The organism is Brevibacillus sp. YAE8 (assembly GCF_057543335.1).
Genome location: NZ_BAAIYG010000003.1, coordinates 249,419 through 273,188, shown reverse-complemented (window position 1 = coordinate 273,188; position 23,770 = coordinate 249,419). Strand labels below are relative to the sequence as shown.

Below are 23,770 nucleotides of genomic sequence, written 5' to 3'. Positions count from 1 at the left end.
TTTCGGGGAGAGAGAACCAATGATGAACAAAAGGATCGTATTTACAGGCGGCGGCTCCGCGGGGCACGTCACCGTCAACCTCGCGCTCATCCCGCGTTTTTTGCAGCAAGGCTGGGAGGTCGCCTACATCGGCTCGACGACAGGGATCGAGCGGGAGCTGGTCAGCAGGCTCGACGGCGTGCGCTACATCGGCATTGCGACAGGCAAGCTGCGCCGTTATTTCGACTGGAAAAACTTCACCGACCCGCTGCGCGTAGGCAAAGGCGCCTGGCAAGCTTACCGCTTTCTCGCAGCCTGGAAGCCGGCTGTCGTCTTTTCCAAAGGAGGATTCGTCTCCGTGCCCGTCGTCTTTGGCGCCTGGCTGAATCGGCTGCCTGTCGTCCTGCACGAGTCCGATCTGACGCCGGGACTCGCCAACAGGCTGTCGCTGCCTTTTGCCGCTAAAGTGTGCGCGACGTTTCCCGATACGCTCCAGCATTTGCCCAAGGGCAAAGGGACACATGTAGGGGCGATCGTTCGCGACGAGCTGAAAACAGGCCGGAAGGAAGCGGGGCTTGCGCTGTGCGGCTTTTCCCCGGACAAACCGGTGCTGCTCGTCATGGGCGGCAGCCTGGGGGCGAGGCGGTTGAACGAAGCCGTTCGCGGCACGCTCGACGCGTTGACCAAGCGTTTTTCTGTCGTGCACATTTGCGGCAAAAATCAGTTGGACAACAGCCTGAAGCGGGACGGCTATCGGCAATTCGAGTACGTCCAGGACGAGCTGCCTGACCTGTTGGCGATGACCGACCTCGTCGTCTCGCGCGCAGGCTCCAATGCGATTTACGAGTTTTTGCAACTGCAAAAGCCGATGCTTCTCGTGCCGTTGTCGCGGGCGGCGAGCAGGGGAGACCAGATATTGAACGCCCGCTCTTTTGAGCAGCAAGGCTTTTGCGAGGTGCTCGAAGAGGAAGCGTTGAGCGCAGACAGCCTGATCCGGGCGCTGGACCGTTTGCAGCAAAAGCGTCCGGCGATTACGGAGAAGCTGCGCGCCGCAAGCGAAAAGCAGCAGGACGCGCTGGCGCAGGTCATGGCGATCATCGAGGAGACGGCTCGTTGATGCAGCCGATCCAAGCCTTGCCGCCCTATGGGGAGAAGCGTAAAATGAAGGTGTTGTGATTAGGGAGGTACATACGATGGAACAGTGGCGCTATATCGTGACGGAAGCGATGTCTCCGGCGATGAACATGGCTGTGGACGAGGCGATTTTGCAGTTGCACAGCGAGGGCAAGGTGCCCCCGACCGTTCGCTTTTACACGTGGGACCCGGCTACTTTGTCGATTGGCTATTTTCAAAAGGCGATCAAGGAAATCAATCTGGAGGAAGTGCAAAAGCGCGGGCTGGGCTTTGTCCGCCGCGCGACAGGAGGACGTGCCGTTTTGCACGATCAGGAGCTGACCTACAGCGTGATCGTGTCGGAGGAGCATCCGCGGATGCCGTCCGGCGTCACCGAGGCGTACAAAATCATCAGTCTCGGCCTTTTGCACGGCTTTCAAAACCTCGGCCTGGCAGCAGAGATGGTGTCGCTTGCGAGCGAGGAGGAAAAAGAAAAGTACACCTCTCCAGGCTCGTCCGCTTGCTTCGATTCGCCATCGTGGTATGAGCTGGTCGTGGAAGGGAAAAAGGTCGCAGGCAGCGCGCAGACGCGCCAAAAGGGCGTCATCCTCCAGCACGGCTCCATTTTGCTCGACATGGACGTCGAATTGCTGTTCTCGCTGCTGCACTTCCCGTCGGACCGCGTCAAGCAGCGGATGATGGACAGCTTCCGCCAAAAAGCGGTGACGATCAACGAGGTAAGCCCGCGGCCTGTGAGCTTGCAGGAAGCGATTGAAGCGTTTTCCAAAGGCTTCGCCACCGGACTGGAAGTGGAGCTGGTGCCGTCCGCGTTGACAGACGAGGAACTGGCATTGGCGGAGGAGCTCGCCCGGACGCGCTATGCGACGGATGAGTGGAATTTGCGCCGCTAGGCTGTTTGTTGGCGAACATACGCGAAAAGCTCTCCTGGGCGTACTGCCAGTCAGGAGAGCTTTCTTTATGGAATCAATCGAATTAGACGAGCACGCTGTCGTGAATGTGCTGTTCAAACAAAGCTTGCAGCCTCGCTGTGACAGGACCGGGCTGTCCGTTGCCAACGTCCTCACCATCGACGGATACAAGCGGCATGATTTCCGCTGTCGTGCTGGTGAGGAACAGCTCGTCGGCTTGCTTCAGGAAGGCGATGTCAAAAACCGTCTCGTGGGCGACGATGCCGTTTGCCTTCGCCAGATCAAGGACGACCTGGCGGGTAATGCCGTGCAGGATCAAGTGGTCAGCCGGATGCGTGTACAGCTCGCCGTTTTTTACCGCAAACAGATTGGCCGAGCTGCACTCTGTAATGATGCCGTTGCGGTGCAAAATCGAATCTTGCGCTCCGGCGTCCTTCGCGTACTGCTTGACCAGTACGGCTCCCAGCAGGTTCAGCGTCTTGATGTCACAGCGCAGCCAGCGGATGTCTTCGACGAGTTGGGCTGTCCAGCCTTTTTTCAAGTCCTCTACAGGTCGGGCTTTGGGGCGGACAAAAGCCATGATGACAGGCTTGATGCCGCTCGGGATATCGTGAATGCGCGGAGCTGCGCCGCGAGAGATTTGCAAGTAGAGAGTCGCATCGTCCTGCTCGGTGATGTTGTTTTTCAAAAGCAGTTCTTTGGCCAACTGGGTCAGCTCTTCAGCGCTCCACGGCAGCGCAAGCTTGATCTCACGGGCGCTGCGGAACAGCCGCGTCAGATGCGCGTCCCACTGATACAGGCGCCCTTTGTAGATTCGTACGACTTCGTAAATGCCGTCCCCAAAGTTGTAACCGCGATCTTCCGGTTGAACGGCCGCTTGCCCCTCTTCAACCCATTTGCCATCGACATATAGCATGGTGAGTCCTCCTCTAGTGGTTCCATCCGCTTTTTTCCAACGGTTTTATGATTTTGATACAACAGTAGCAAATCGCACCGCGCAGGGTCAATTTGAAAACGGAAAATCCGCTATCAATTATTTAGCGGGGAGAAGCGCTACTCTATTAAGTTTTCATATAGGCGCCGCCGTCTCGACAAATCGACGCGTTCGGCGAAGACCAGATGTGCCTGCGAGCCGATTTGGGCAGAAGGAAAACGAAAGCTGTCCGCCGCTGACGGCGCGTGCTGGTATTTGACTAACTATTCTGACTAGACGCTGTTTGGCAGGGCGGCCCATAATAAAGGCAAACCGCATCAGGAAGAAGGGAGAATGCCATGCGATCCGCCGGTCATTACGCACTAGGAGCACTGCTTGTTTGGGGAAGCCTGTTGCCGCTGTCTTTCGCGCTGCCGCAGGCATATGCGAATCAGGCGCGCACAGGGATGGATGCCGAGCTGTTGTACAGCCATGTGGAGCGCCTGGCGAAAACAGCGAGACCAGCCGCGACCGAGACGGAATTTGCCGCAGGGGTATATGTGGAGAATGCCTTGCGCTCATACGGTTATGAGACTGCCTTGCAGCCTTTTTATTATCATACGTACCAAAAGCCCGCGAGCCTGTCTCTGGCGATCGAAGGCTGGGAGCGGAGTTGGGCGGCGCTGCCATTGACGTTTGGACAAAACGGCGCGCAGACGGCAGAGTTGGTCGATGCGGGCTATGGCCGGGCCGCTGATTTTGCCAGCGGCGCGGCGAGGGGGAAAATTGCAATGGTCAAGTGCGGGGAAATTCCGTTTGGAGAAAAGGTCAGACAGGCCGCTGCCGCCGGAGCCGTAGCGGTTATCGTCTGGAACGATCGCGAGGGGGAATGGCGGGCGTCGCTGGGCGAGCCGCTGGACATGTCAGTTCCGGTCATCGGCCTGTCGCGGGAGGAAGGGCAACTGCTCCGGCAGCGGGCGCTGAAACAGCCGCTGAGAGCCACTGTGAAGGTCGAGGGCGGCGTGACAAGGCGGCATACTGCCTACAACATCATCGCGACGAAAAAGCCGACAGAGGCGGCAACAGGCCAGCGCGTGCTCATCCTCGCCCACCACGATTCAGCCGCTTCGTCGCCAGGGGCTAATGACAATGCCTCCGGCGTGGCAGTCATGCTTGAGGTCGCCCGCAAGCTGTCCGAGAGCCAGCTCGATACCGAGGTGCAACTGGTCAGCTTTGGCGCCGTGACAGCGGGCCAGCGCGGGCAGCGGGCCTTCAGCGAATCGCTGACCGAGCAGGACAGGCAAAAAATCGTCGCCGCCTACTACGTCGATGCGGTGGGGCGGAGCGGAGACGTAACGGCCTTCGCCGGGCGCCGGGAAGCCGTTCTGGCGACTGGCTTGCTGGCGGAAGCGGGAGCACAGCAGTCTGCGCTGGAAGTCGCGCGTGCAGAGCAGCAAAGGGAGCTTGCGCCGTTGACCGTGGCAGGCATTCCCGCTGTGCTCGTCACGCGGCAAAAAGCGGCGGGTGAGGCAGACAGAGCGGGAGATGTGCCCGCCACTATAGAAAAAGAGCAGCTCGCCGAAGCGGCGCAAATGATTTTTTCCGCGGTCGGAAACATAACGGACACGGCGACTCCGGCCTATCCGATCCGGTCAGGACAGACGACCGGACAGGGCGAGCCGGAGGAAGATTTTCAGTAGTGCGCTGCTGCGTGTTGAGCGATGGAACAAGTGCGGGAAATGAAGAGGTGGAGCGTCCTCGGGAGGGCGCTTTTTTTGCTGAAGAGCAAGCGAACACAAGGGGATGTGCCCTGATTTCTGGCCGCACCGCGAACTTTAGCCATGAAGGAGTGTTTTGTTGGGGTTTTGCCTGCGTTTTGTCGTAATATGTCGAATGACAAGGAATAGCCACACATTGGAAAAAAGTTTATAATTTTTAAGAATCCTAAAAAAGTTCGTCCAGTCTATATTGTTGTTTTTACATATTTCTGAAAATTATATTCAATCCAATCCATGCTAGTTACGACAGTCCATACTACTCAGCAAAGAACAGCGGAGGTTGTGATGATACCAATAGGCTCAAGTAGTTTTATGCTTTCGTTAACACTCATCATCGGCTGGATTCCAGTCAGCGTACTGTTGCTGCGCCACTATCCCGAGAGAATTGATTTGTGGTCTTTCTTTTCGCTGAACTTACTGTACGCGCTGCTGCTGACGATTCCGTGCTACCGCATGTACAAACAGGCGAGGGAAGGAGGGCAGCACACGCGGGAACAGGAAGAGCTGGCGCGGCTGAGAAGAGAGCTGGATAAAGCCAAGGAGCTACTTGATGCATTTTTGCAGCAGACTCCGGATGCAGTCTCGATTCTGGATCTGGACGGAAAATTCATTCACGTGAACCAGGCGTCCGTGGAACAGTTCGGCTACAGTACGTCTGACCTGCTCGGCAAAACGATTCCGTGTGTGCCCGAAGAATATCGCGCGGAGATGGAGCAGTACCATGCGGAAGTTTTGCGGGGAAAGGCGATTGTCGGCTATGAAACAGTCCGTCGGCACCAGAACGGCTCGCTCATGCATGTCTCGCTGTCGTACGGCCCTGTTTTGGACAAGCAGGGACGAGTAACAGGGATCATTTGCTGCTCCCGGGACATTACCCAGCGAAAACAGATCGAACAGGAGTTGCAGGAGAGCCAGGCCCATTTTCGCCTGATTACGGAAAACATGAGCGAAATGATCTATTTGGTAAAGCGGGACGGAAGCGTCGCGTATGTGTCCAATGCGCACGCGACGTTTTTGGGGTATTCGTGCGAGGAAATGACCAGAATGGGTCCTGCCGTCATACATATGATTATTCATCCGGAAGACCAGAAGAGAGTCACCGAGCTTTTCAAACAGTGCTGGCGCAAGGAAGAGGAAGCGACGACCTTTTATCGGCTGAAGCACAGCCAGGGGCATTGGGTCAATGTGGAGTCGCGCTTCAAACCTGTGGGCAACAGTGACGGAGTGGGCGACAGCATGCTGATCGTCTCGCGCGATGTGTCTGAGATCACGAAGACAAAAGAGATGCTGCGCCAATCAGACAAGCTGTCTGCCATCGGCCAGTTGGCGGCAGGCATTGCGCACGAGATCCGCAATCCGCTGACGTCGCTGCGCGGATTTATCCAGTTGCTCGACGCTTCGGTGGGAGGCGCGCAGCGCAACTACTGCCAGATCATGCTCTCTGAGCTGGACCGGATCAATCTGATTGTCAGCGAGCTGTTGGTTTTGGCCAAGCCGCAAGCGGTGCGTTTTCAGCCAAAAGATTTGTCCGAGCTGATTCGCAATGTGCTCTCGCTTCTGGAAAGCCAGGCCAATTTGAAAAACATCCAGATGCACGCTTCGATTGACGAGCAATTGCCGCTTATTTCGTGTGAGGAAAATCAGATCAAGCAAGTGCTGCTCAATCTATGCAAAAATGCGATGGAGGCGCTCCCCGACGGAGGCGAGATTTACGTGAAGGGCCAGCAGGTGAGCGCGGAGCACATTCAGATCAGCATCAGGGACAACGGCTGCGGAATTGATCCCGAGCGCATCCCGCGTCTGGGCGAGCCTTTTTACACGACGAAGGAAAACGGAACGGGCCTCGGCCTGATGGTCAGCCAGCGGATTTTGGAGGACCATGGCGGAAGCCTGCAAATTGAAAGCGAGCGGCAAAAAGGAACGACGGTCAGCATCGTGCTGCCGGTATGCGTGAAAAGCGCAAGTCAGGTCTGACGCTTCCAGACGAACCAGACGATCAAAAACAAGCCGCAGTAGGTGGCTCCGCTCGCCACGACAGAGACGCTCCACGGAAGAACGATCGACAGGACGGCAAACAGGCTGACCGCAAGCAGCATGACCAAGAGCAGCGGCGCCATTTGCAACTGGTGGCGCTCTGTGACAGGGTGGGCGAGCGAATAGAGCAACAAGGCTGACAGCACCCCTCCCTGAATCAGCGCGAGCAGCGCGAAAACAAGTTCGCCGCCGGACAGAAGCTGTACGGAAATCAGCTTTACCGGCAAGAGCGAGGCGTGAATATCATGCCAGTGGGAGAGCAAAACAGCTTGACCGAGCAGCCAAAACAGAGAGACGGCAACCGTACCGACGCCAAGCCCGAGCCGAAGCGATTGGGGCTGGCTTGCCCGTCCCGCGAAGGGCAGCAGTACAGCGAGCGTAAGCAAAAAGTGCAGAGCCAGGAAAAAAACGGCGTGAATGAGCCAGTTTCCATTCATTTGATAGCCGAGATTCGGAATCGGGACATGCGGCTGCCGCAAAAAAAGCAAGCCGAAAAACAACAGCCCGGCCACGAGGCATATTCCCGTCCCAGTGAAAATCCATTGCCAGCGCTTGAACAGAAAGCTGATCGTGACGATGAGGGACAATAAGAGGACCCAGATCGGAGACAGCCCTGCAATGAGAGATGCGGACTGCTGGCCGAGCATGACGCCGACATACCCAAGCAGGAACAGATGCGTGATGACCGACAGGCTGGAAGCAAACGCTTCGCCGAACAGGCGCAGGTAAAGCTCATAGAGCGAGCGGATATGATGGCGGTGGCAAAAGCCCAACAGTTGCAGGCTGAGCCACCCGATCCCAAGACTAGCGAGCACGATGCCGATTGTCCCCCAGGAGCCGAAATAGGTGAAGAAACGGAGCCACTCATAACCGCCCAGATAGTGTCCTCCGAGTGCGGACCCGGCAAAAAGAATGGCGATTTGCCAAGCGACTTTGTCCATAGGCATCATCCTTATTCCCAACTTGCTACATGTGTATGTCCAGGCAAGGCTTGTTCAGAACAGGGAATATTAAACAGACTTTTTCATTTACAAAGTATGACGATATGGATTATAATGAAAAACATACCAGTAAAAGCAGAGTTCATGAGGTGACTTCAGAATGAAAATTGTAGGAATCGCAGGAAGCATGAACAAGAGCTCCACGACGAAGCAAGCGGTAGCGATTGTACTCGATGCAGCGAAGGCTGCAGGTGCTGATATTGAAATGATTCACCTGGCAGACTGGAAGCTGCCGATTTACGACGATCGGGAAGACGCGTCGACATATCCGGAAGTAGTCCATCGCTTCGTGCAAAAAATTTCCGAAGCGGATGGCCTCGTGATCGGTTCGCCTGAGTATCACGGGACGATGACTGGGGCATTGAAAAATGCGCTCGACTTTTTGGAAGGCCGCCATCTGCGCGATAAGCAGGTAGCGTTGGTTGGCGTCGCCGGAGGAAGCATGGGCGCTACCAACACCGTCAACACGCTGCAACTGATTATGCGCAATCTGCACGCATGGCCGCTGCCAGCCAGCCCGAGCATTCCGAGCGCGTACAACGCCTTCACGCCGGAAGGCAAGCTGAAAGACGAGCGCTTGCAGGCGCGGATGGAGACGCTTGGCCAGCAATTGGTTGAATTTGTCAATTTGATGAACCAGAAAGCAGAAAAACAATTACAATAGGCAGGTTTCTCTTGCTAATCGTTCTCATTTAAAGGTATTATATTTCTACGTGCCTTTTTTGGACGGAAGAAATATGGTTTGAAATGAGGGGTTCACATGCCGACGCCGAGTATGGAAGACTATTTGGAACGTATTTACAGCTTAATTGAAGAAAAGGGCTATGCTCGTGTCTCCGATATTGCTGAAGCGTTGGAAGTACATCCCTCTTCGGTCACGAAAATGGTTCAAAAGCTGGATAAAGACAAATATCTCGTGTATGAAAAATACCGTGGCCTCGTGTTGACGCCCAAAGGGAAAAAGATCGGGAAGCGTCTGGTGGATCGCCACAGCCTGCTCGAAGAGTTCATGCGGGTCATTGGCGTTGACGAAGAGCACATTTACCAGGATGTCGAAGGGATCGAACACCACTTGAGCTGGGAATCCATTACTTGTCTGGAATATCTTGTGCAATACTTTCAGGCTGACCCGAACCGGATGGAGGAGCTTCGCCGGATTCGGCTGGAAGAGGAGCAAAAAGAAGAATAGGCATCTACAATGCGCAAGCGAATCAGGCTTGCGCTTTTCTTTTGCCTGAAAAACGGACGCGGGCAGGACCGAGTTTGCACAAAAAAACGAAAGCGAACTCTGTTTTCTAATCCTAACGGATGAGCTGTCGCCCTATATTTGGTAGTAGAGCGTTTTTGGGGAAGGGGGCGACAGGTTGAAAGCGGACGCGGTTTTTGAAGGCGGAGGCGTAAAAGGGATCGCTTTTATCGGCGCCTTGCGAGTCATGGAGGAAAACGGATATGCGTGGGAGAAGCTGGCCGGCACGTCGGCAGGCTCGATCGTGGCCGCCCTGCTCAGCGCAGGGTACAACAGCCAGGAGCTGAAGCCGATTTTTGACGAGCTGGATTACCTTCACTTTTTGCATCGGGCGGGGATCGGCAGGCTTCCGCTCATCGGGCCGATTTACGAGCTGATCGTGCGGGAAGGGGTGTTTCGCGCCGACCGAATCGAGCTGTTCATTGAAGAGTTGCTGCTGCGAAAAGGAGTGCGCACCTTTGGCGATTTGCCGCCTGGAAAGCTGAAAATCGTCGCTTCCGATGTCACTGCGCAGAAAATGGCGGTGCTGCCTGACGATCTTCCGCGCTACGGCATTGATCCGGACAGCTTTTCGGTTGCCAAAGCGGTGCGCATGTCTTCCTCGATTCCGTTTTTCTTTCAGCCGGCCCAGTTGAAAAGCGGCAACGACACGCACTATATCGTGGACGGAGCGCTGCTGAGCAACTATCCGGTCTGGCTGTTCGACGTGCCGGGGATCCCGCAGTGGCCGACGATCGGGTTCCGGCTCTCGGACGACCAGGACAAACGGGAGCAGAAAAAGATCACCGGCTTGTTTTCCTTTTCCCGCGGATTGTTGGCGACGATGCTCGATGCCCACGACAGGCTGTACGTCGACAAAGCGCACGCGGTCCGGACGGTGTTCATTCATACGCTCGGCGTGCGGACCACGCAATTTCAGTTGTCCAAAGAGATGCGCGAGCGCCTGTACGCATCGGGAGAAGCGGCAGCCCAGCAGTTTTTGCAGCGCTGGGATTTCGAAGAATACGTCAAAGTCTTTCGCTTTTCGTCCCCGAAACACCTGGTCTAGCAAACGGGCACAAAAAACAGGTCGCCGCTTTGGCAACCTGTTTTTGCTTTCAGTGAGAAATGTTGTTTTGCGATTTCTCGTCCTGTTTTTCTTTCGATTTTCCTTTGTTGCCGTCGATCACGCGGAACGGATGCTCTTTTCTGGAGGCCGTCGATTGCTTTTTGTGCGCTTGTCGCATCACCGGAGGTTTTGCTTTTGCCTTTTGTTGCTTCGGCTTGCCAGGTCCTGCGCTTTTCGGAAAAAAGGAGCCCGTGCGCAAATAGTTGCGGACGATCAAAAACAGAGCCGCTGACAAGCCAAGAATAATCAGCGTATTGATCGGGTCACGGATGAAGGTCAACAAAAATCCGTAAATGGCGAGCAGCACAATAATCAAAATCACGGGTGGAATGCGACGTAACATAGGCCTCACCTCAATGGGAATAAGAATGCCTCACGTTATCCGGTCGTAGCCATTTTCCCCTGAACCTGCTGAAGATCCAGCTCCCGCATCTTCTGGAAAGAAGCGATGGCTACTTCGACCTGACTGTCATCCGGTTCACGTGTCGTAATTTTTTGCAGCCACAGCCCCGGATAGCCAAGGTAGCGCAAAACAGGCGTGTCGCGGAGCTTGTTTGTCCACTGCAGGACTTCGTAGGAAACCCCGATGACGAGCGGCAAGAGGACGATGCGCTGCACGACCCGCTCAGTCAGGGAGTCGTAGCTGAACAGCGAGTAGATCACGACACCGACGAACACGGTGAAAATGAGAAAACTGCTACCGCAACGGTAATGCAAGGTGGAAAATTTTTGCACATTCGCTACTGTTAATTCTACCCCGGCTTCGAAGGCGTTAATCACTTTATGCTCCGCTCCGTGATATTGAAAGAGCCGCTTGATGAGCGGGGCTTGCGCAATAGCTGTGATGTAGCCGAGCAGCAGCAAAATTTTGAAGCCGCCTTCTGCCAACGTTTGCGGAACTCCATCCGGCACCCATCTGCCCAAAAGAAAATCGGCGAGAAAAACGGGAACGAGTGTAAAGACGAATTTACCGAACAGGAAGGAGAGCACACCGACAAGGGCGACCCCCAGAATCATCGTCAGTTTCGAAGGGCCCTCGCTCACTTCTTCTCCGGATTCCATGTTGTAGCGTTCAGAGGCGAAGTTCAGATGTTTGGCCCCGTTGGCGCTGGCTTCGATCAGGCCGACCAGGCCGCGAATGAACGGAATTTTTTTCAGCGGAGTAATCCATTTATATTCCGTGCGCGGGGCTTCAAAATACTCAATCTCATGATTTTTTTTGCGAACAGCCGTTACGGTCATCTTTTTGCCGCCGAACATCACACCTTCGATGACGGCCTGACCGCCGTAGCTGGGTACTTTTTGCTGAGCCAACACAATCACCTTCCTTACCCTCCATTTTAACGGAAAGCGGGCCTTGAAGCTACAAGGAGTTCAAGCATCGCCAAGAAATGTAAACAGTTAGTGAAAAACATGGGAACAGCACATACTACGTGTGAGGTGATAGGAAATGGTAGCAGGCAAAGCTGCACGAAGGCACAAGGAGCTGTGGGGCAAGCCAAAAGAGCGCGGCAAAGAGGGGCGCAAGCCGGCGGCGGGCGCGAAAATTGTGGAGCTTGCTTTTTGGGGAACGATTGTATGGGGAATCATTCGTCTGCTCGCGCACTTCCTGAATTTGACGCCGTACGGGCTCGGCGCGTTTGCCCGGCCGCTGCTCACCGGGTTCGAGGAGGACAGCCTGACAGGTGTAGCGCTCGGGGCGATTGTGCTGTTTGTGGAAACGGTTCTGGCAAGCTTCCTGTTTTCCTTATTGTTCGGGCAAATGCGCGCCTGGTGGACCGGACTTCTCTACGGCGCGATCTTGCTTGCGATTGCAGGATTCTTCTTTCGCATAGGGAATTGGGAAGTAGGAACCTTGAGCACGGAAGGTGCCTGGTATTTGTCTTACGGGTTGTTCATCGGCATGTCACTCGTCCTGGAGCATTCGGACGAGGAGCAGTGGCACGGTGTAAAACGCTAGGGGAGCGGATCGCCCCCTCTCGTTTGCCAGAGTCGGAAGATTCGCAATGTTAGCCGATTTTTGCATCCTACTGTTGTGCAGGGAATGGCTTGTGGTAAAATGTTTCATTAGTAAAAAAACTTTTTGCGAAAAAACATATGGGGAGGGATGACAATGACTTCCGTTCTGCTGTTGAACGGTCCCAATCTCAATTTGCTGGGAACGCGGGAGCCAGAAATTTACGGAAAGGAAACGCTGGACGATCTGGTAGCCAAGCTGTCTTCTGTCATGGACGAGCTGGGCGGCAAACTTGCGCACTGCCAGTCCAATCACGAGGGAGTCCTGATTGATGCGATTCACCAGGCAAGAGGCGTTCACGACGGCATTTTGATTAACCCTGGCGCATTCACGCACTACAGCTATGCCATTCGCGATGCGCTCGCCAGTGTGGCGCTCCCGACGATTGAAATACATATTTCCAATATTCACGCGCGCGAGGAATTTCGCCATCACTCGGTCATTGCGCCCGTTGCGATCGGCCAGGTGGTCGGCTTGGGCATGGACGGATACGAGTGGGCGCTGCGGGCGCTCGTCCGCAAAATCGAAAAAAAATAACGGCTTCGCATAGACGAAAGGGGAAACGGATTGCCATGAAACAACGTTTGGATAAATTGCGTGAAGCGCTTGCCCAAGTGGGAGCGAATGCGTTCATTACGGAAAAAGCGGAAAACCGCTTCTATCTGAGCGGCTTTACCGGCTCGACCGGCTGGGTGGTTGTCACCGAAACAGAAGCGTTCCTCGTTACAGACTTCCGCTACGTGGAGCAAGCGCAGGAGCAGGCGCCGGATTTTACGGTCGTCAACAACGAGCGCAAAGCCGTCGAGGCGATCGCCAAGCTGCTGCAGGAAAAAGGCGTCAAGCGACTGGCGTTCGAAAGCAGCATCTCCTTCGGCACGTATCAGGAGTGGAGCAAAGGCTTTGACGGCGTAGAGCTCGTCCCGACAAGCGGCCTGCTGGAAAAAATCCGCATGTTCAAAGACGAGGCGGAAATGGTCATCATCCGCGAAGCGGTGGGAATTGCCGAAGCGGCTTTTGCGCATATTCAAGGATATATCCGCCCAGGCGTGCGCGAGGTGGACGTCGCGCTGGAGCTGGAGTATTTCATGCGCAAGCAGGGCGCGACAGGCTCTGCCTTTGACATGATCGTGGCGTCCGGCGTGCGCGGTGCGCTGCCGCATGGACGAGCCAGCGAAAAAGTGATCGAGGCAGGCGAAATGGTCACGCTCGATTTCGGAGCTGCCTACAAAGGCTACAACTCGGACATTACCCGCACACTCGCTGTCGGAGAGCCGAGCGCGAAAATGAAAGAGATTTACGACATCGTGCTGCGGGCGCAACTGGCAGGTCTGGAAGCGCTGAAGCCAGGCGTGACGGCAAAAGCAGCGGATGCCGCAACGAGAGACATCATCACGGCGGCAGGCTACGGCGAAGCGTACGGACACAGCGCGGGTCACGGCCTTGGCATCGAAGTGCATGAGCTGCCAGGTCTGTCTACCGCAAGCACGTTCGTACTGGAGCCAGGCATGCTCGTGACGATGGAGCCGGGCATTTACATTACCGGACTGGGCGGCGTGCGCATCGAGGACGACGTGCTGATTACCGCAGACGGGCATGAGAACCTCAACAAGTCTACGAAAGAGTTGCTCATTTTGCCCGTGTAATTTATACTATTCTACGTTATTGATTGATTTGGGAGGACAACGATGATCTCTGTAAACGATTTTCGGACCGGTTTGACGATCGAAGTGGACGGCAACATCTACACCGTGCTTGAATTCCAACACGTAAAACCAGGAAAAGGCGCGGCGTTCGTACGCTCCAAACTGCGCAACCTGCGCAACGGCAACACCACAGAAATGACTTTCCGCGGCGGTGAAAAAGTAAACCCTGCCCGCATCGAAACCAGCACCATGCAATACTTGTATGCGAGCGGTGACGAGTACACGTTCATGAACACCGAAACCTATGAGCAACTGACGTTCACTCGTAGCCAGATCGAGCGCGAGCTGCGTTTCCTCAAGGAAAACATGAATGTGCAAATCATGCAGTACAACGGCGAAACCATCGGTATCCAGTTGCCAAACACAGTCGAACTGGTTGTAACGGAATGTGAGCCAGGCGTTAAAGGCGATACCGCTTCCAACGTGACCAAAAAAGCAACGCTGGAAACTGGCTTTGTCGTCAACGTTCCCCTCTTCGTAGAAGAAGGCGAGCGTCTGATTATCGACACGCGTACAGAGGCATACGTTTCTCGCGCGTAAGGCGTAACCGACAGAATGGACAAGAAAAAGCTGTGCCCGCTCGGGTGCGGCTTTTTTTTGTACGGACAAGAACCCCCTTTTTCGCTGAGAAAAAGGGGGGTGCCGTTTACTTCCGATCTTGCCGCTTTTATTGGGGCCAGCGCCCGCCAAACCATTCCCACAGCTTCAGCACGAAAGCGGTAATGCCTGCCGCCATGAGGGGGCCTACGGGAATGCCGCGAAAAAACACGATGCCAATGATCGACCCGATGACGAGGCCGATAATCATGTGCGGCTCGGTGCGCAACAGGTCAAGCCCCTTGCCGTTCATCCAGGTGGCAATCGCGCCACCTGCGAGTGCTGTGAAACCGACGACTGTCGTAAACAGCGGCGTGACATCTTTCCACGATATTTTTTCGCTGGCAAACGGGACCAGTACGGAAATCGTCAAAAAAAGCAGGCCAAGTTCCAGGCCGCGACGCTCGACCGTGGGGAAAAAGCGCTCCAGGGCCGTCAGCTTCAGCACCAAAAGAATGCTCGCTGCCGTCGCGATAATCGGTGAACGGCCAATTAACCCTATGACGATCAGGATGACAAGCATCACTTCTCCAGACATCATCATTGGCATCAAAACCCCTGTCCCTGTTCTCCTTTCACTTTATGAGACAAGGTGGGGGAGTATGCGTTTGTCCTTGACGTAGGGGACGAGCTGGAACTGGTCGACCTGGGAGCAGAAGCGCAAATCCTCGGCAAAATGATGCGAGACGAGCCGCTTTCCCGTCGTCGTTTGCAGCAATTGCTCGCTCAATTTGTCCGCGTAATACAGGTAGCTCGCTTTCAAGGCTTCCCCCAGATCGCAAGTCTGGATGTTGGCCAACGCTTTTTGCGCCTGCACGATCATCAGCCCGGCGGCAAGCCCATCCTCGAGCGCGAACTCGGAGCGCGTGCCCGCGCAGTACAGCGTAATATCGAGATGATAGGTGAGCGCGTGATTGATGCAGGCCGTCGCGTTTAAAAAGCAGCCGATCAGCAGCGCAGAGGCTCGCTCCGCCTTTTGGATCGCGCGCGTTCCGTTCGTCGTCGTGAGCACGAGGCGCTTGCCTGGCTTTTTGGTCGCAGAGATTTCCGTCGGCGAGTTGTTGCAGTCAAAATCCGGAATTTTGCGGCAGTGCCGCTCGCCAGCCAACAGGCAGTCGGCAGCGCGCAACGAGTTTGCCTGCCCGATCGTCTCGACGGGAATGACGCACACAAAGCCGTTTCCGAGCGCGGTGACGATCGTGCTGGAAGCGCGCAGGACGTCGATGACGATGACGACGTGGTTGCTGATCTGGTCAAAGCGAATTTCCTCGACTGTCGGCACTACTTCTATTCGCACGGAGCCGACCTCCCCTCTTCCATAATCAGGGCCGTATCCCCGCGCAGGCCCCGGCGCAGCGTCTCGACGGACAAGACGTCCGTGCAAGCGATGTTGCCGAGGTTGACATCGCTGCCAAGAGCCTGAATCAAGCCCACTTGCTGATCTTTTTGTGGCGCTTCCCAGATGAGCCGCTCCGCGTTGGCCTGCGCTGCCCAGACAATGTCCCGAAGAAACGTGTGATCGACCTTGCCGTTTCCGTCGAAGGCGCCGACTGTCCCGCTCTCCCGCGCTTCGACGATGACGTAACTGGCGCCGGCCGTCAGGTCAAAGTCGAGCGTTTCGAGCAGCTCCTGGCGCTGGGCGCGGTAGCCGGCAGCCTTTTTGCCCACCTCTGTATAGACGATAAGCCCGGCGTCCACGCCCAGCGCAATCGCCTCCTTGCGTTTTTCAAAAGGGAGGGGAAAGGTGCCGTCGGAAATTTCCACAGCGGAAAATCCGAGCGAACGAATTTGCTGCATGTACTCCTTGATCGTGCTGTGCCGGATGGCGACCTCGAAAAAGGTTCCGCCAGGCATGATGTGCAGTCCGTGAGCCTTCGCGGCATCGAGCTTTTGCCGGAGCACTTTTGGCGGATAGAGGGCAGTCGTGCCAAAGCCGAGTTTGTATATATCCATATAAGGAGAAGCCAGATCCAGTAAATCGAAGTAAGCAGTAAGTCCCAGTCCTTTGTCAATGACCATGGTCAGCCCCTTCTGGCGGGGCTTTTCGCGCATGCGCCCGGACGGATTCGCCCAGCTTGGGGGCAAAAACGGATGCTCACAGTCTACCATCGCATTTTCCTCATTTCTTCTAGGCGTATGGTTCAGTGTATGCCCATCTGACAACAGGAGTGAAGAAGAAAGGCGGTAGGCGATCGCCCAGCGCAAGTGCTGAAATGAGCGGGTACAGGCATAGAGTGAACGGAGGGGAGGACGAGACGGTATGTGGGAAAAAGCGATTATGGGCATGGCCGCCCTGCGGGTTTTGTCAGGCAGCATCGAAATTTTGGCCGCCCTGCTCATTTTGAAGGTCAATCAGGTTGAAAAGGCGCTGCTCATCAATTCCGGGCTGGCGATTGTCGGACCTGTCATTTTGATTACGACGACGACGATCGGCCTGCTCGGCATGTCGGATCGGGTCAGCTTTGCCAAAATCGCCTGGATTTTGCTCGGCATCTCCTGCATCCTGATCGGGGTGCGCAAGTAGCGATTCGACGAGCCAGTTCCTTCCAATGGTAATCCGCGCCGCTCTTGGGAATGCTAGTGTCAAAAGACCAATGGGAGGGAATGGGATGATCGAAGCGATGGCGAATCGAATCGCCTATTTGCGTGGACTGGCTGACGGCCTGGATGTGGGCGAAAAGAGTGCGGAAGGCAAAATCATGGCAGAGATGATCGAGATCATGGACGAGGTGTGCGCCCAGTTCCGCGAGCTGCACGCCCGCGTGGAAGAGGCGGAGGACTATGTCGAGGCGCTGGACGAAGACCTCGAAGATGTGGAACTCTATCTTTTCGAAGAGGACGACGACTTGTACGAAACGATAGAAGACGACGACATAGAGTACGCCACCTGCTACGACCTCGACGATGACGAGGACGCGTATTTGTACGAAGCAGATGGCGACGCATATCTGGCGGGCGGCTACGAATTTTCCTGCCCGCACTGCCAAAAAGAGATTCACTTGCGAGAGGGCCACGATGAGGAAGGCTACACCCACTACGTCATCGAGCAGTCTTCTGGCGAGCGTGAATACCAGCCGATCAACCCTACGTAAAAAGCTTGTCCCCGCGTGCTGCCAAAAGCGCCGGGGCAAGCTTTTTTTGTTTGCAGCGGCACGCGAATGAGCCTGCTGCTTTTTCGCATTTTGCCAAAAGAGTCTTAGCATAAATCTCGTCCATCCGCGCATAGGATGGAGGTAAGTCAATGTGGACAAACGAGAGTCAGCCACAAAAAGGAGGGTACCAGATGTGAGAGAGATCATGGCGATCTTGCCAGAAGCCATACGCTCGATTTTGACTGCTCTTCCCTCCGCAGTCAAAGAGCATTTGGAAGAGATACGGCTTCGGCAAAATCAGCCGTTGGAAGTGCGCTTTGGCCAGCAATCCAGCTATGTGACGCCGACAGGCCAGCTTACCTCCACCGCGAGTAAAGGATGGATTTTTTCCGCAGAGCACGCAGTCAAGCTGTTGAATCAGGTCAGCCAGCATTCTTTGTACGCGCTGGAGGAAGAGCTGAAGCGGGGCTACATTACAGTCGTAGGCGGCCATCGCATCGGCATCGCAGGAAAAGTGGTGCTGGACAAAGGGGATGTCAAAGGCATCAGGGATATCACCAGCTTCAATATCCGGATTGCCCGGGAGAAAAAAGGGGCTGCGCAAAAAGTAATGCCCTATTTGTTTGAAGGCGGCAAAGTGCTGAGTACGCTGGTGATCTCTCCGCCGCAATGCGGGAAGACGACGCTTTTGCGCGATATGGCCCGCTCCCTCAGCTACGGGAGTGAATGGTCGTCCAGTCGCAAGGTAGGGATTGTGGACGAGCGTTCCGAGCTGGCCGGGTGTCTCCAGGGAGTGCCGCAGCGAGATGTCGGCCCCAGGACAGATGTGCTGGACGCTTGCCCGAAAGCCGCAGGGATGATGATGCTGATTCGCTCCATGTCTCCCGATGTGCTGATCGTGGACGAGGTGGGGCGGGCGGAGGACGGGGATGCCGTCTGGGAAGCGATTCATGCCGGAGTCGCGGTCATCTGCTCCGCGCATGGCGCCGACATCCAGGAGGTGGCCCGGCGCCCGATGCTCGGCAACCTGGTGCGACACGGCGTGTTTGCCCGCTATATCGTGCTTAGCCGGGCGAAAGGCGTGGGCACGATCCAGGCGATCTACGACCAAAGCATGAAGCCGCTCGAAAAGGAGAAGGTCGCATGGTCAAGCTGATTGGTGCGGTGCTCATCCTGTTCTCCGCTTCCATGGTCGGCTGGCAGATCGGCAGGTACTACGCCTATCGCCCGGTTCAGCTACGGGCGCTCCTGGTCGCCTTGCAAATGCTGGAGACGGAAATCGTGTACGGCATGACGCCGCTGCACCGCGCTTTTGTCAAAGTGGGTCGCCGCGTCTCCGAGGAAGTGGGCAAAGTGTTTCTGCACGCCGCAGAGCTTTTGGTCAGCGAAAAGGCGCAATCGGCCGAAGATTCCTTGCAGCAGGCGATGGGAAAGCATTGGGCGCAAACGGCCCTGCGCCGGCAGGAGCGGGAGGTGCTCGCGAGTCTCGGACAGGTTCTCGGGTCATCCGACAGGGAAGACCAGCAAAAGCATCTGCGCCTTGCGGTGACCCACCTGCGAGGACTTGAGGAAGAAGCGCGGGCGGAGCAGGCAAAATACGAACGCATGTACAAAAGTCTTGGCTTCCTCGGCGGGCTCTTGGTCGTCATCCTGATGTTCTAAAGGCGAGGTGTTCACAGTGGATTTTGATTTGACACCTGTTTTCCAGATCGGAGCGGTAGGGTTCATCACAGCGATCTTGCACACGGTCCTCAAACAGGCGGGAAAGGAAGATATTGCGCACTGGGCGACACTGGTCGGATTCATCATCGTCCTGTACATGGTGTCCCACTACCTCGGCGACCTGTTTTCTGAGGTGAAACGCGTCTTCCTGTTCAACTGAGGAGGGGCTCTCGATGGAAATCGTACAAATCGTTGGACTTGGACTGGTCGCAACCATACTTGCCCTGGTGATTAAAGAACAAAAGCCGATGTTCGCTTTTCTTTTGGCGATTGCGAGCGGCGTCATCATTTTCTACTTCCTGGTAGGAAAAATCGCCGAAGTCATTCGCATTCTGGAAAGGCTGGCGGTCCAGGCAGATTTGAACCTCGTGTTTCTGGAAACGATTTTAAAAATTATCGGAATTGCCTACATCGCAGAATTTGGGGCGCAAATGACCCGCGATGCTGGACAAGGGGCGATTGCCTCCAAAATCGAGTTGGCGGGAAAAGTGCTGATCCTGGTCATGGCCGTGCCGATTATCCAAATCATCATCGAAACAGTGATCGACTTGCTGCCGGCGTAAGGGAGGGGGGATGTCTGTGGCGCGTACTGGCAAATTGATCCTGTTATGGTTCGCACTCTTTTTCTATCTGTCGCCGGGAATGGTCGATGCAGCCGGGGCACCCGCAGCCAACCCGATCAACCAAATCGTCGAAGAGCAAGTCGATCACCTGCAACTGGAGCGTGTCGAGCAGTATTGGCAGCAGCTTCAGCGGGAGTACAAAGGCTACTTGCCGGATCTGAAATCCCAGGGCTTTATCCAGATTTTGATGCAGCAGGAGGAACTGACGATCTCTGGCGTCCTGCAAGGGATGGGCAAATTCATCTTCCACGAAATCTTGATGAACGGCAAACTGCTCAGCTCGATTATCATCATCACGGTGTTTGCCATGATCCTGGAGACGATGCAAAATGCTTTCGAACGAAACGCCGTTTCTACCGTGGCCTATTCCATCGCTTATCTCGTTTTGATGGTGTTGGCCATCAACAGCTTTCACCTCGCCATCACTTACGCCAAGGACGCGATCAGCAGCATGACGGATTTCATGCTCGCCATGATCCCGCTTGTCATCGCCCTCCTGGCTTCGGTGGGCAACCTCGCGACAGCGACCATGTTTCACCCGCTGATTATTTTCATGATTAACATCAGCGGCATGATGATTACGTACGTGGTGTTCCCGCTCTTGTTTTTGTCGGCCATGCTCTCCATCGTCAGCCTGTTTTCCGAACGCTACAAGGTTACCCAACTGGCCACCCTGCTCAGAAACATCGCAATGGGCGTCCTCGGGTCCTTCCTGACGATTTTTCTCGCCGTCATCTCGATTCAGGGCGCCACCTCGGCTGTCGCAGACGGGGTCACCCTGCGGACGGCCAAATACCTTACCGGCAACTTCATTCCGCTCGTCGGGCGCATGTTCTCCGACGCAGCCGATACGGTTCTGAACGCATCGCTTCTGGTCAAAAATGCAGTCGGTCTGGCCGGAGTGGTCATCCTCCTATTCTTGTGCGCGTTCCCGGCTCTCAAGATACTGGTGCTCTCTCTGATCTACAACCTGTCATCCGCTGTGTTGCAGCCGCTCGGGAACAGTCCGATCATCAGTGCGCTCGGCACGATCGGAAAAAGTCTCCTGTTCGTCTTCGCCGCGCTGGCGACGGTGGGCTTGATGTTCTTTCTGGCGATTACCATCATCATTGCGGCAGGTAATATCTCCATGATGGTTCGGTAGGTGATGACATGACATGGTTAACGCTTTGGCTGAAAAAAATCATCCTGCTCGTCCTCCTGGCAGCCTTTCTCGATCTGATCCTGCCCAATACGACCTTGCAGCGCTACGTGAAAATGGTCATGGGGCTGATCCTTTTGTTGACGATCATCTCCCCGGTGTTCAGCCTGTTCAGTCTGTCGCAGGATGATCTCGCCCTCCGGCTGGATCGCTACCAGCAAGAGCTGAACAAACCGGCCTCTGTCGAATGGAAAAAAATGACTGACAAGCTTCTGGGACAGCAAAACGAGCAGATGACCGCTTACGTGCAGGCGCAGGTAGCAGCCGCTGTGAAGGCGCAAATCAAGGCCGATTACGGTGTGGAGGTCGCGGACGTGGCAGTCGTGATCGAGCAGAAGCAGCAGGGAGAGCCGACCTTGTCCCGCATGGAGCTGGTGATCGGCGAAGCGGACAGCGCCCCGGACCAGAACGGGTCGCAGCAGGTCCAGCCGATCAAGCCGATTACGCCCATCGCCCCGGTGGAGGTCACGATTGGCGAGGCGCAGGAGCCCAAACAGGAAGTCGAGGTGGCGGCGCGCGAGGACAATCCGCTGATGAGCCGGATGGCGAGCGATCTGGCCGCACAATGGGGGCTTTCCAAAGAGCAGGTCATTATCAAAGACGAGTCCAGGGAAAGAGAAAAACAGTAATGGCGCTGTCGACACAAGCGAGGTGAGAAAAATGCTGGAAAAGCTGAAAAAACTGTGGGAAGGAAACGGCAGCAACAAAAAGCTCAAGCCGCTGCACTATTTGATCGTCGTCCTTGGCATCGGGATTGCTGTCATGATCTTGACGGATTTTCTGCACGTCGAAAAAGATCAGCCGCTCGGATTCGCGATAAACTCCGGCGAGACGTCGCCGCAGCCATCAGGCGATGCGACGTCTCCGGTGCTCGGCGGGTCGCCCGCGCCGGACATTATCGCGGAGTACGAAAACATCTACGAATCCCAGCTTCGCGATATCCTCGCGAGTGTAGTCGGCGTGGGAGAGGTGGAAGTCATGGTCAATCTGGAATCGACACCGGAGCTGGTCGTCGAGAAAAACACGAATGTCCGCTCCTCGGTCAACCAGGAGATGGATAAGGAAAAGGCAACCCGGAATCAGAGTGACCAATCGCGCGATTCGCAGGTCGTCATTGTCCAGGGCGGCAAGCAAGACCAGCCCGTCATCGTCAAGACATTGAAGCCGCGCGTCCGGGGGGTGCTGGTCGTGGCCAAAGGGGCCGACAACATCCAGGTAAAAGCGTGGATCACCGAGGCCGTGCAAAAGGTTTTGGATGTTCCCGCTTACAAGATATCCATATTGCCCAAAAAAGGGTAGGAGGTAATGGCGAATGATTCTGCGCAAGCAAACAGTTTGGTTGTTGACGATGCTGGCTGTAATGGTGGTACTCTCCGGCTACTATTTGGTGAAGGGGCCGCAAGAGCAGATTCCGACCTCGGGACAAGAGCAGGCAGTCCAGAAGCAAGAGCAGATTTCCGGCGTGGAGGTGGAGACCAAGCAAGTCGAGCAGGCTCCAGGCGCTACTGCGGTCGATGCCAAGGATGGCAAGCAGGAAGCAACGACTCCTGTCGGGCAAACGCCAGCTCCTGAAGAAGCGAAGCAAACTTCTGGCAACGCGGTCGTTCCGGTAGCCGAGACGGCGGCCGAAGTTTTCCAGGGCTTCAAGCTGAATCGGGAAGCGCAAATCCAGCAGCAAAAGGATGAGCAGCTCGCGATTATCAACAATGCCGATGCTACTCCGCAGGCGGTAGCCGAAGCCAAGGCCAAGTACGACGAGCTGTCCACGTTGGAGACGGCTACGATGAACGTGGAAGAAATGCTCAAGGCGAGCGGCTACCAGGATGCGGTCGTCCTCATCAAGAACGACAAAGCTACTGTGATTGTGCAAAAAGACAAACTGAGCGCAAACGAAGTGGTGGAAATCATCGCCCAGGTCAAGCAGCATTTGAACATGCCGGCGACGAACATCAACGTCCAGTTCAAGGCGTCCTGACTGGCGAAAACAAGCTGAGCTACCCGTTATAAGCGGCCCCTGAAGTGGGCATGCTGGTAAGGATTTTCTCGCTTCCTCTCGGCAGGAAGCGGGGAAATCCTTTCTTGACGTGGTATGGGCAACAGGCTACCATGGATTTATGGTTTGCCAAAAAGGATACATATGGGACTCCCTGTTCCGCTATTGAAACAAACGAAGGAGTGCTTTTTCGTCATGAAAATTCATGAAATCCGAGAAATTATTAAGCTGATCGATCAATCTTCCATTAATGAATTTAAACTGGAGACCGAAGGGGCAAAAGTGACTCTGAAGAAATCCAGCGGTACAGAGACAGTAGTAGTGACACAACCAGTCGTACAAGCCCAGGCCGCGGCTCCTGTTGCGGCTGCGCCAGTAGCGGCGGCTCCAGCGCCTGTGCAAGCAGCGCCTGTTGCGGCGGAAGCGCCGAAAGCTGCTCCGAGCGCTCCTGCTGTTGACGACGCGAACCTGCACAAGATCGTCTCGCCGATGGTCGGAACCTTCTACAGCGCACCAGAGCCTGGTAAGCCTCCTTATGTACAAGCTGGCGACAAGGTCAATCCGAACAAGGTCGTCTGCATCGTGGAAGCGATGAAGCTGTTCAACGAAATCGAAGCAGAAGTACATGGCGAGATCGTCAAAGTGCTGGTCGAAGACGGCCAGCTCGTTGAATACGGTCAAGCACTGTTTTTGGTGAAGCCAGAATAAGGTGGGGGAGAGC

29 protein-coding genes are annotated in these 23,770 nt (G+C 55.4%); 22 read left to right on the top strand and 7 right to left on the bottom strand.

The genetic code is table 11. The features are described from left to right. Positions 1-22: 22 nt before the first annotated feature. A complete protein-coding gene (locus AC27IT_RS06790) occupies positions 23-1,096 on the top strand; it encodes an undecaprenyldiphospho-muramoylpentapeptide beta-N-acetylglucosaminyltransferase (RefSeq protein WP_005827218.1) in 1,074 nt (357 codons plus the stop codon). Between the two features lie 76 nt (positions 1,097-1,172). Continuing rightward, the gene (locus AC27IT_RS06785) at positions 1,173-2,003 is read left to right on the top strand and encodes a lipoate--protein ligase family protein (RefSeq protein ID WP_005827220.1); all 831 of its coding nucleotides are present in this window, start codon (positions 1,173-1,175) and stop codon (positions 2,001-2,003) included. Positions 2,004-2,085: 82 nt separating this feature from the next. On the opposite strand, the gene dat is transcribed toward AC27IT_RS06785, so the two are convergent. Continuing rightward, the gene (gene dat / locus AC27IT_RS06780) at positions 2,086-2,937 is read right to left on the bottom strand and encodes a D-amino-acid transaminase (protein WP_487091691.1); all 852 of its coding nucleotides are present in this window, start codon (positions 2,935-2,937) and stop codon (positions 2,086-2,088) included. A 356-nt stretch (positions 2,938-3,293) separates the two neighbouring features. On the opposite strand from dat, the gene AC27IT_RS06775 reads away from it, so the two are divergent. Beyond that, positions 3,294-4,634 (top strand): M28 family peptidase, encoded by a 1,341-nt coding sequence (locus AC27IT_RS06775; RefSeq protein ID WP_487091690.1) that lies wholly within the window; start codon positions 3,294-3,296, stop codon positions 4,632-4,634. Between the two features lie 390 nt (positions 4,635-5,024). Next, positions 5,025-6,686 carry a PAS domain-containing sensor histidine kinase gene (locus AC27IT_RS06770; protein ID WP_260507450.1) on the top strand — a complete coding sequence of 554 codons (1,662 nt, stop codon included), beginning with the start codon at positions 5,025-5,027 and terminating at the stop codon, positions 6,684-6,686. On the opposite strand, the gene AC27IT_RS06765 is transcribed toward AC27IT_RS06770, so the two are convergent. Then, positions 6,677-7,687 (bottom strand): hypothetical protein, encoded by a 1,011-nt coding sequence (locus AC27IT_RS06765; RefSeq protein WP_007785317.1) that lies wholly within the window; start codon positions 7,685-7,687, stop codon positions 6,677-6,679. The genes AC27IT_RS06770 and AC27IT_RS06765 overlap by 10 nt on opposite strands. A 160-nt stretch (positions 7,688-7,847) precedes the next feature. Here AC27IT_RS06765 and AC27IT_RS06760 point away from each other — a divergent pair, with 160 nt between their 5' ends. From AC27IT_RS06760 to AC27IT_RS06750, 3 genes are all read left to right on the top strand, one after another. Then, complete coding sequence (locus AC27IT_RS06760) at positions 7,848-8,411, top strand: NADPH-dependent FMN reductase (protein WP_005827230.1); 564 nt, start codon at positions 7,848-7,850, stop codon at positions 8,409-8,411. Between the two features lie 96 nt (positions 8,412-8,507). Beyond that, a complete protein-coding gene (mntR, locus tag AC27IT_RS06755; RefSeq protein WP_005827231.1) occupies positions 8,508-8,936 on the top strand; it encodes a transcriptional regulator MntR in 429 nt (142 codons plus the stop codon). Positions 8,937-9,111: 175 nt separating this feature from the next. After that, positions 9,112-10,041, top strand: coding sequence for a patatin-like phospholipase family protein (locus tag AC27IT_RS06750; protein WP_283859135.1), 930 nt, complete (start codon positions 9,112-9,114; stop codon positions 10,039-10,041). 49 nt (positions 10,042-10,090) lie between these two features. On the opposite strand, the gene AC27IT_RS06745 is transcribed toward AC27IT_RS06750, so the two are convergent. Further along, positions 10,091-10,444 (bottom strand): hypothetical protein, encoded by a 354-nt coding sequence (locus tag AC27IT_RS06745; protein ID WP_025843717.1) that lies wholly within the window; start codon positions 10,442-10,444, stop codon positions 10,091-10,093. Positions 10,445-10,479: 35 nt separating this feature from the next. Further along, positions 10,480-11,415 (bottom strand): DUF1385 domain-containing protein, encoded by a 936-nt coding sequence (locus tag AC27IT_RS06740; protein WP_283859278.1) that lies wholly within the window; start codon positions 11,413-11,415, stop codon positions 10,480-10,482. A gap of 136 nt (positions 11,416-11,551) precedes the next feature. On the opposite strand from AC27IT_RS06740, the gene AC27IT_RS06735 reads away from it, so the two are divergent. From AC27IT_RS06735 to efp, 4 genes are all read left to right on the top strand, one after another. After that, positions 11,552-12,061 carry a YqhR family membrane protein gene (locus tag AC27IT_RS06735; RefSeq protein WP_025843719.1) on the top strand — a complete coding sequence of 170 codons (510 nt, stop codon included), beginning with the start codon at positions 11,552-11,554 and terminating at the stop codon, positions 12,059-12,061. Between the two features lie 153 nt (positions 12,062-12,214). Then, the gene (gene aroQ / locus AC27IT_RS06730; protein ID WP_005827241.1) at positions 12,215-12,655 is read left to right on the top strand and encodes a type II 3-dehydroquinate dehydratase; all 441 of its coding nucleotides are present in this window, start codon (positions 12,215-12,217) and stop codon (positions 12,653-12,655) included. Between the two features lie 35 nt (positions 12,656-12,690). Further along, a complete protein-coding gene (locus AC27IT_RS06725; RefSeq protein WP_005827243.1) occupies positions 12,691-13,761 on the top strand; it encodes a M24 family metallopeptidase in 1,071 nt (356 codons plus the stop codon). Between the two features lie 42 nt (positions 13,762-13,803). Then, a complete protein-coding gene (gene efp, locus AC27IT_RS06720) occupies positions 13,804-14,361 on the top strand; it encodes an elongation factor P (protein ID WP_005827245.1) in 558 nt (185 codons plus the stop codon). Positions 14,362-14,488: 127 nt separating this feature from the next. On the opposite strand, the gene AC27IT_RS06715 is transcribed toward efp, so the two are convergent. Genes AC27IT_RS06715 through comA form a run of 3 tightly spaced genes read right to left on the bottom strand, consistent with a single transcriptional unit; the run spans position 14,489 to position 16,527 of the window. Then, positions 14,489-14,959: a DUF441 domain-containing protein gene (locus tag AC27IT_RS06715; RefSeq protein ID WP_025843720.1), complete on the bottom strand. Its 471-nt coding sequence runs from the start codon at positions 14,957-14,959 to the stop codon at positions 14,489-14,491. Positions 14,960-14,998: 39 nt separating this feature from the next. Next, positions 14,999-15,715, bottom strand: a complete 717-nt coding sequence (locus AC27IT_RS06710; RefSeq protein WP_238500537.1) for a 2-phosphosulfolactate phosphatase — start codon at positions 15,713-15,715, stop codon at positions 14,999-15,001. Continuing rightward, a complete protein-coding gene (gene comA, locus AC27IT_RS06705) occupies positions 15,706-16,527 on the bottom strand; it encodes a phosphosulfolactate synthase (RefSeq protein ID WP_487091689.1) in 822 nt (273 codons plus the stop codon). The genes AC27IT_RS06710 and comA overlap by 10 nt, the downstream gene beginning before the upstream one ends. 151 nt (positions 16,528-16,678) lie before the next feature. Between comA and AC27IT_RS06700 the strand changes: the two genes are divergently transcribed. The 11 genes from AC27IT_RS06700 to accB all read left to right on the top strand — a co-directional run bounded on the left by AC27IT_RS06700 (position 16,679) and on the right by accB (position 23,757). Continuing rightward, a complete protein-coding gene (locus AC27IT_RS06700) occupies positions 16,679-16,942 on the top strand; it encodes a YqhV family protein (protein WP_005827253.1) in 264 nt (87 codons plus the stop codon). Positions 16,943-17,027: 85 nt separating this feature from the next. Continuing rightward, positions 17,028-17,510, top strand: a complete 483-nt coding sequence (locus AC27IT_RS06695) for a CD1247 N-terminal domain-containing protein (protein ID WP_005827255.1) — start codon at positions 17,028-17,030, stop codon at positions 17,508-17,510. Between the two features lie 193 nt (positions 17,511-17,703). Beyond that, the gene (gene spoIIIAA, locus AC27IT_RS06690; RefSeq protein ID WP_007785609.1) at positions 17,704-18,666 is read left to right on the top strand and encodes a stage III sporulation protein AA; all 963 of its coding nucleotides are present in this window, start codon (positions 17,704-17,706) and stop codon (positions 18,664-18,666) included. After that, positions 18,654-19,172, top strand: a complete 519-nt coding sequence (gene spoIIIAB / locus AC27IT_RS06685) for a stage III sporulation protein SpoIIIAB (protein WP_005827261.1) — start codon at positions 18,654-18,656, stop codon at positions 19,170-19,172. The genes spoIIIAA and spoIIIAB overlap by 13 nt, the downstream gene beginning before the upstream one ends. A gap of 16 nt (positions 19,173-19,188) precedes the next feature. Next, on the top strand, positions 19,189-19,392 hold the full coding sequence (gene spoIIIAC, locus AC27IT_RS06680; RefSeq protein ID WP_005827263.1) for a stage III sporulation protein AC: 204 nt from the start codon (positions 19,189-19,191) through the stop codon (positions 19,390-19,392). A 13-nt stretch (positions 19,393-19,405) separates the two neighbouring features. Beyond that, a complete protein-coding gene (gene spoIIIAD, locus AC27IT_RS06675) occupies positions 19,406-19,795 on the top strand; it encodes a stage III sporulation protein AD (protein WP_005827266.1) in 390 nt (129 codons plus the stop codon). 16 nt (positions 19,796-19,811) lie between these two features. Further along, positions 19,812-20,999 (top strand): stage III sporulation protein AE, encoded by a 1,188-nt coding sequence (gene spoIIIAE / locus AC27IT_RS06670; protein ID WP_340673808.1) that lies wholly within the window; start codon positions 19,812-19,814, stop codon positions 20,997-20,999. 8 nt (positions 21,000-21,007) lie between these two features. Then, positions 21,008-21,685, top strand: a complete 678-nt coding sequence (gene spoIIIAF / locus AC27IT_RS06665; RefSeq protein WP_025843724.1) for a stage III sporulation protein AF — start codon at positions 21,008-21,010, stop codon at positions 21,683-21,685. A 31-nt stretch (positions 21,686-21,716) separates the two neighbouring features. Next, positions 21,717-22,355 carry a stage III sporulation protein AG gene (gene spoIIIAG, locus AC27IT_RS06660; RefSeq protein WP_005827272.1) on the top strand — a complete coding sequence of 213 codons (639 nt, stop codon included), beginning with the start codon at positions 21,717-21,719 and terminating at the stop codon, positions 22,353-22,355. Positions 22,356-22,368: 13 nt separating this feature from the next. Then, positions 22,369-23,031 carry a SpoIIIAH-like family protein gene (locus AC27IT_RS06655; protein WP_005827274.1) on the top strand — a complete coding sequence of 221 codons (663 nt, stop codon included), beginning with the start codon at positions 22,369-22,371 and terminating at the stop codon, positions 23,029-23,031. A 213-nt stretch (positions 23,032-23,244) separates the two neighbouring features. Next, complete coding sequence (gene accB / locus AC27IT_RS06650; RefSeq protein ID WP_005827276.1) at positions 23,245-23,757, top strand: acetyl-CoA carboxylase biotin carboxyl carrier protein; 513 nt, start codon at positions 23,245-23,247, stop codon at positions 23,755-23,757. The last annotated feature ends 13 nt before the right edge of the window (positions 23,758-23,770 follow it).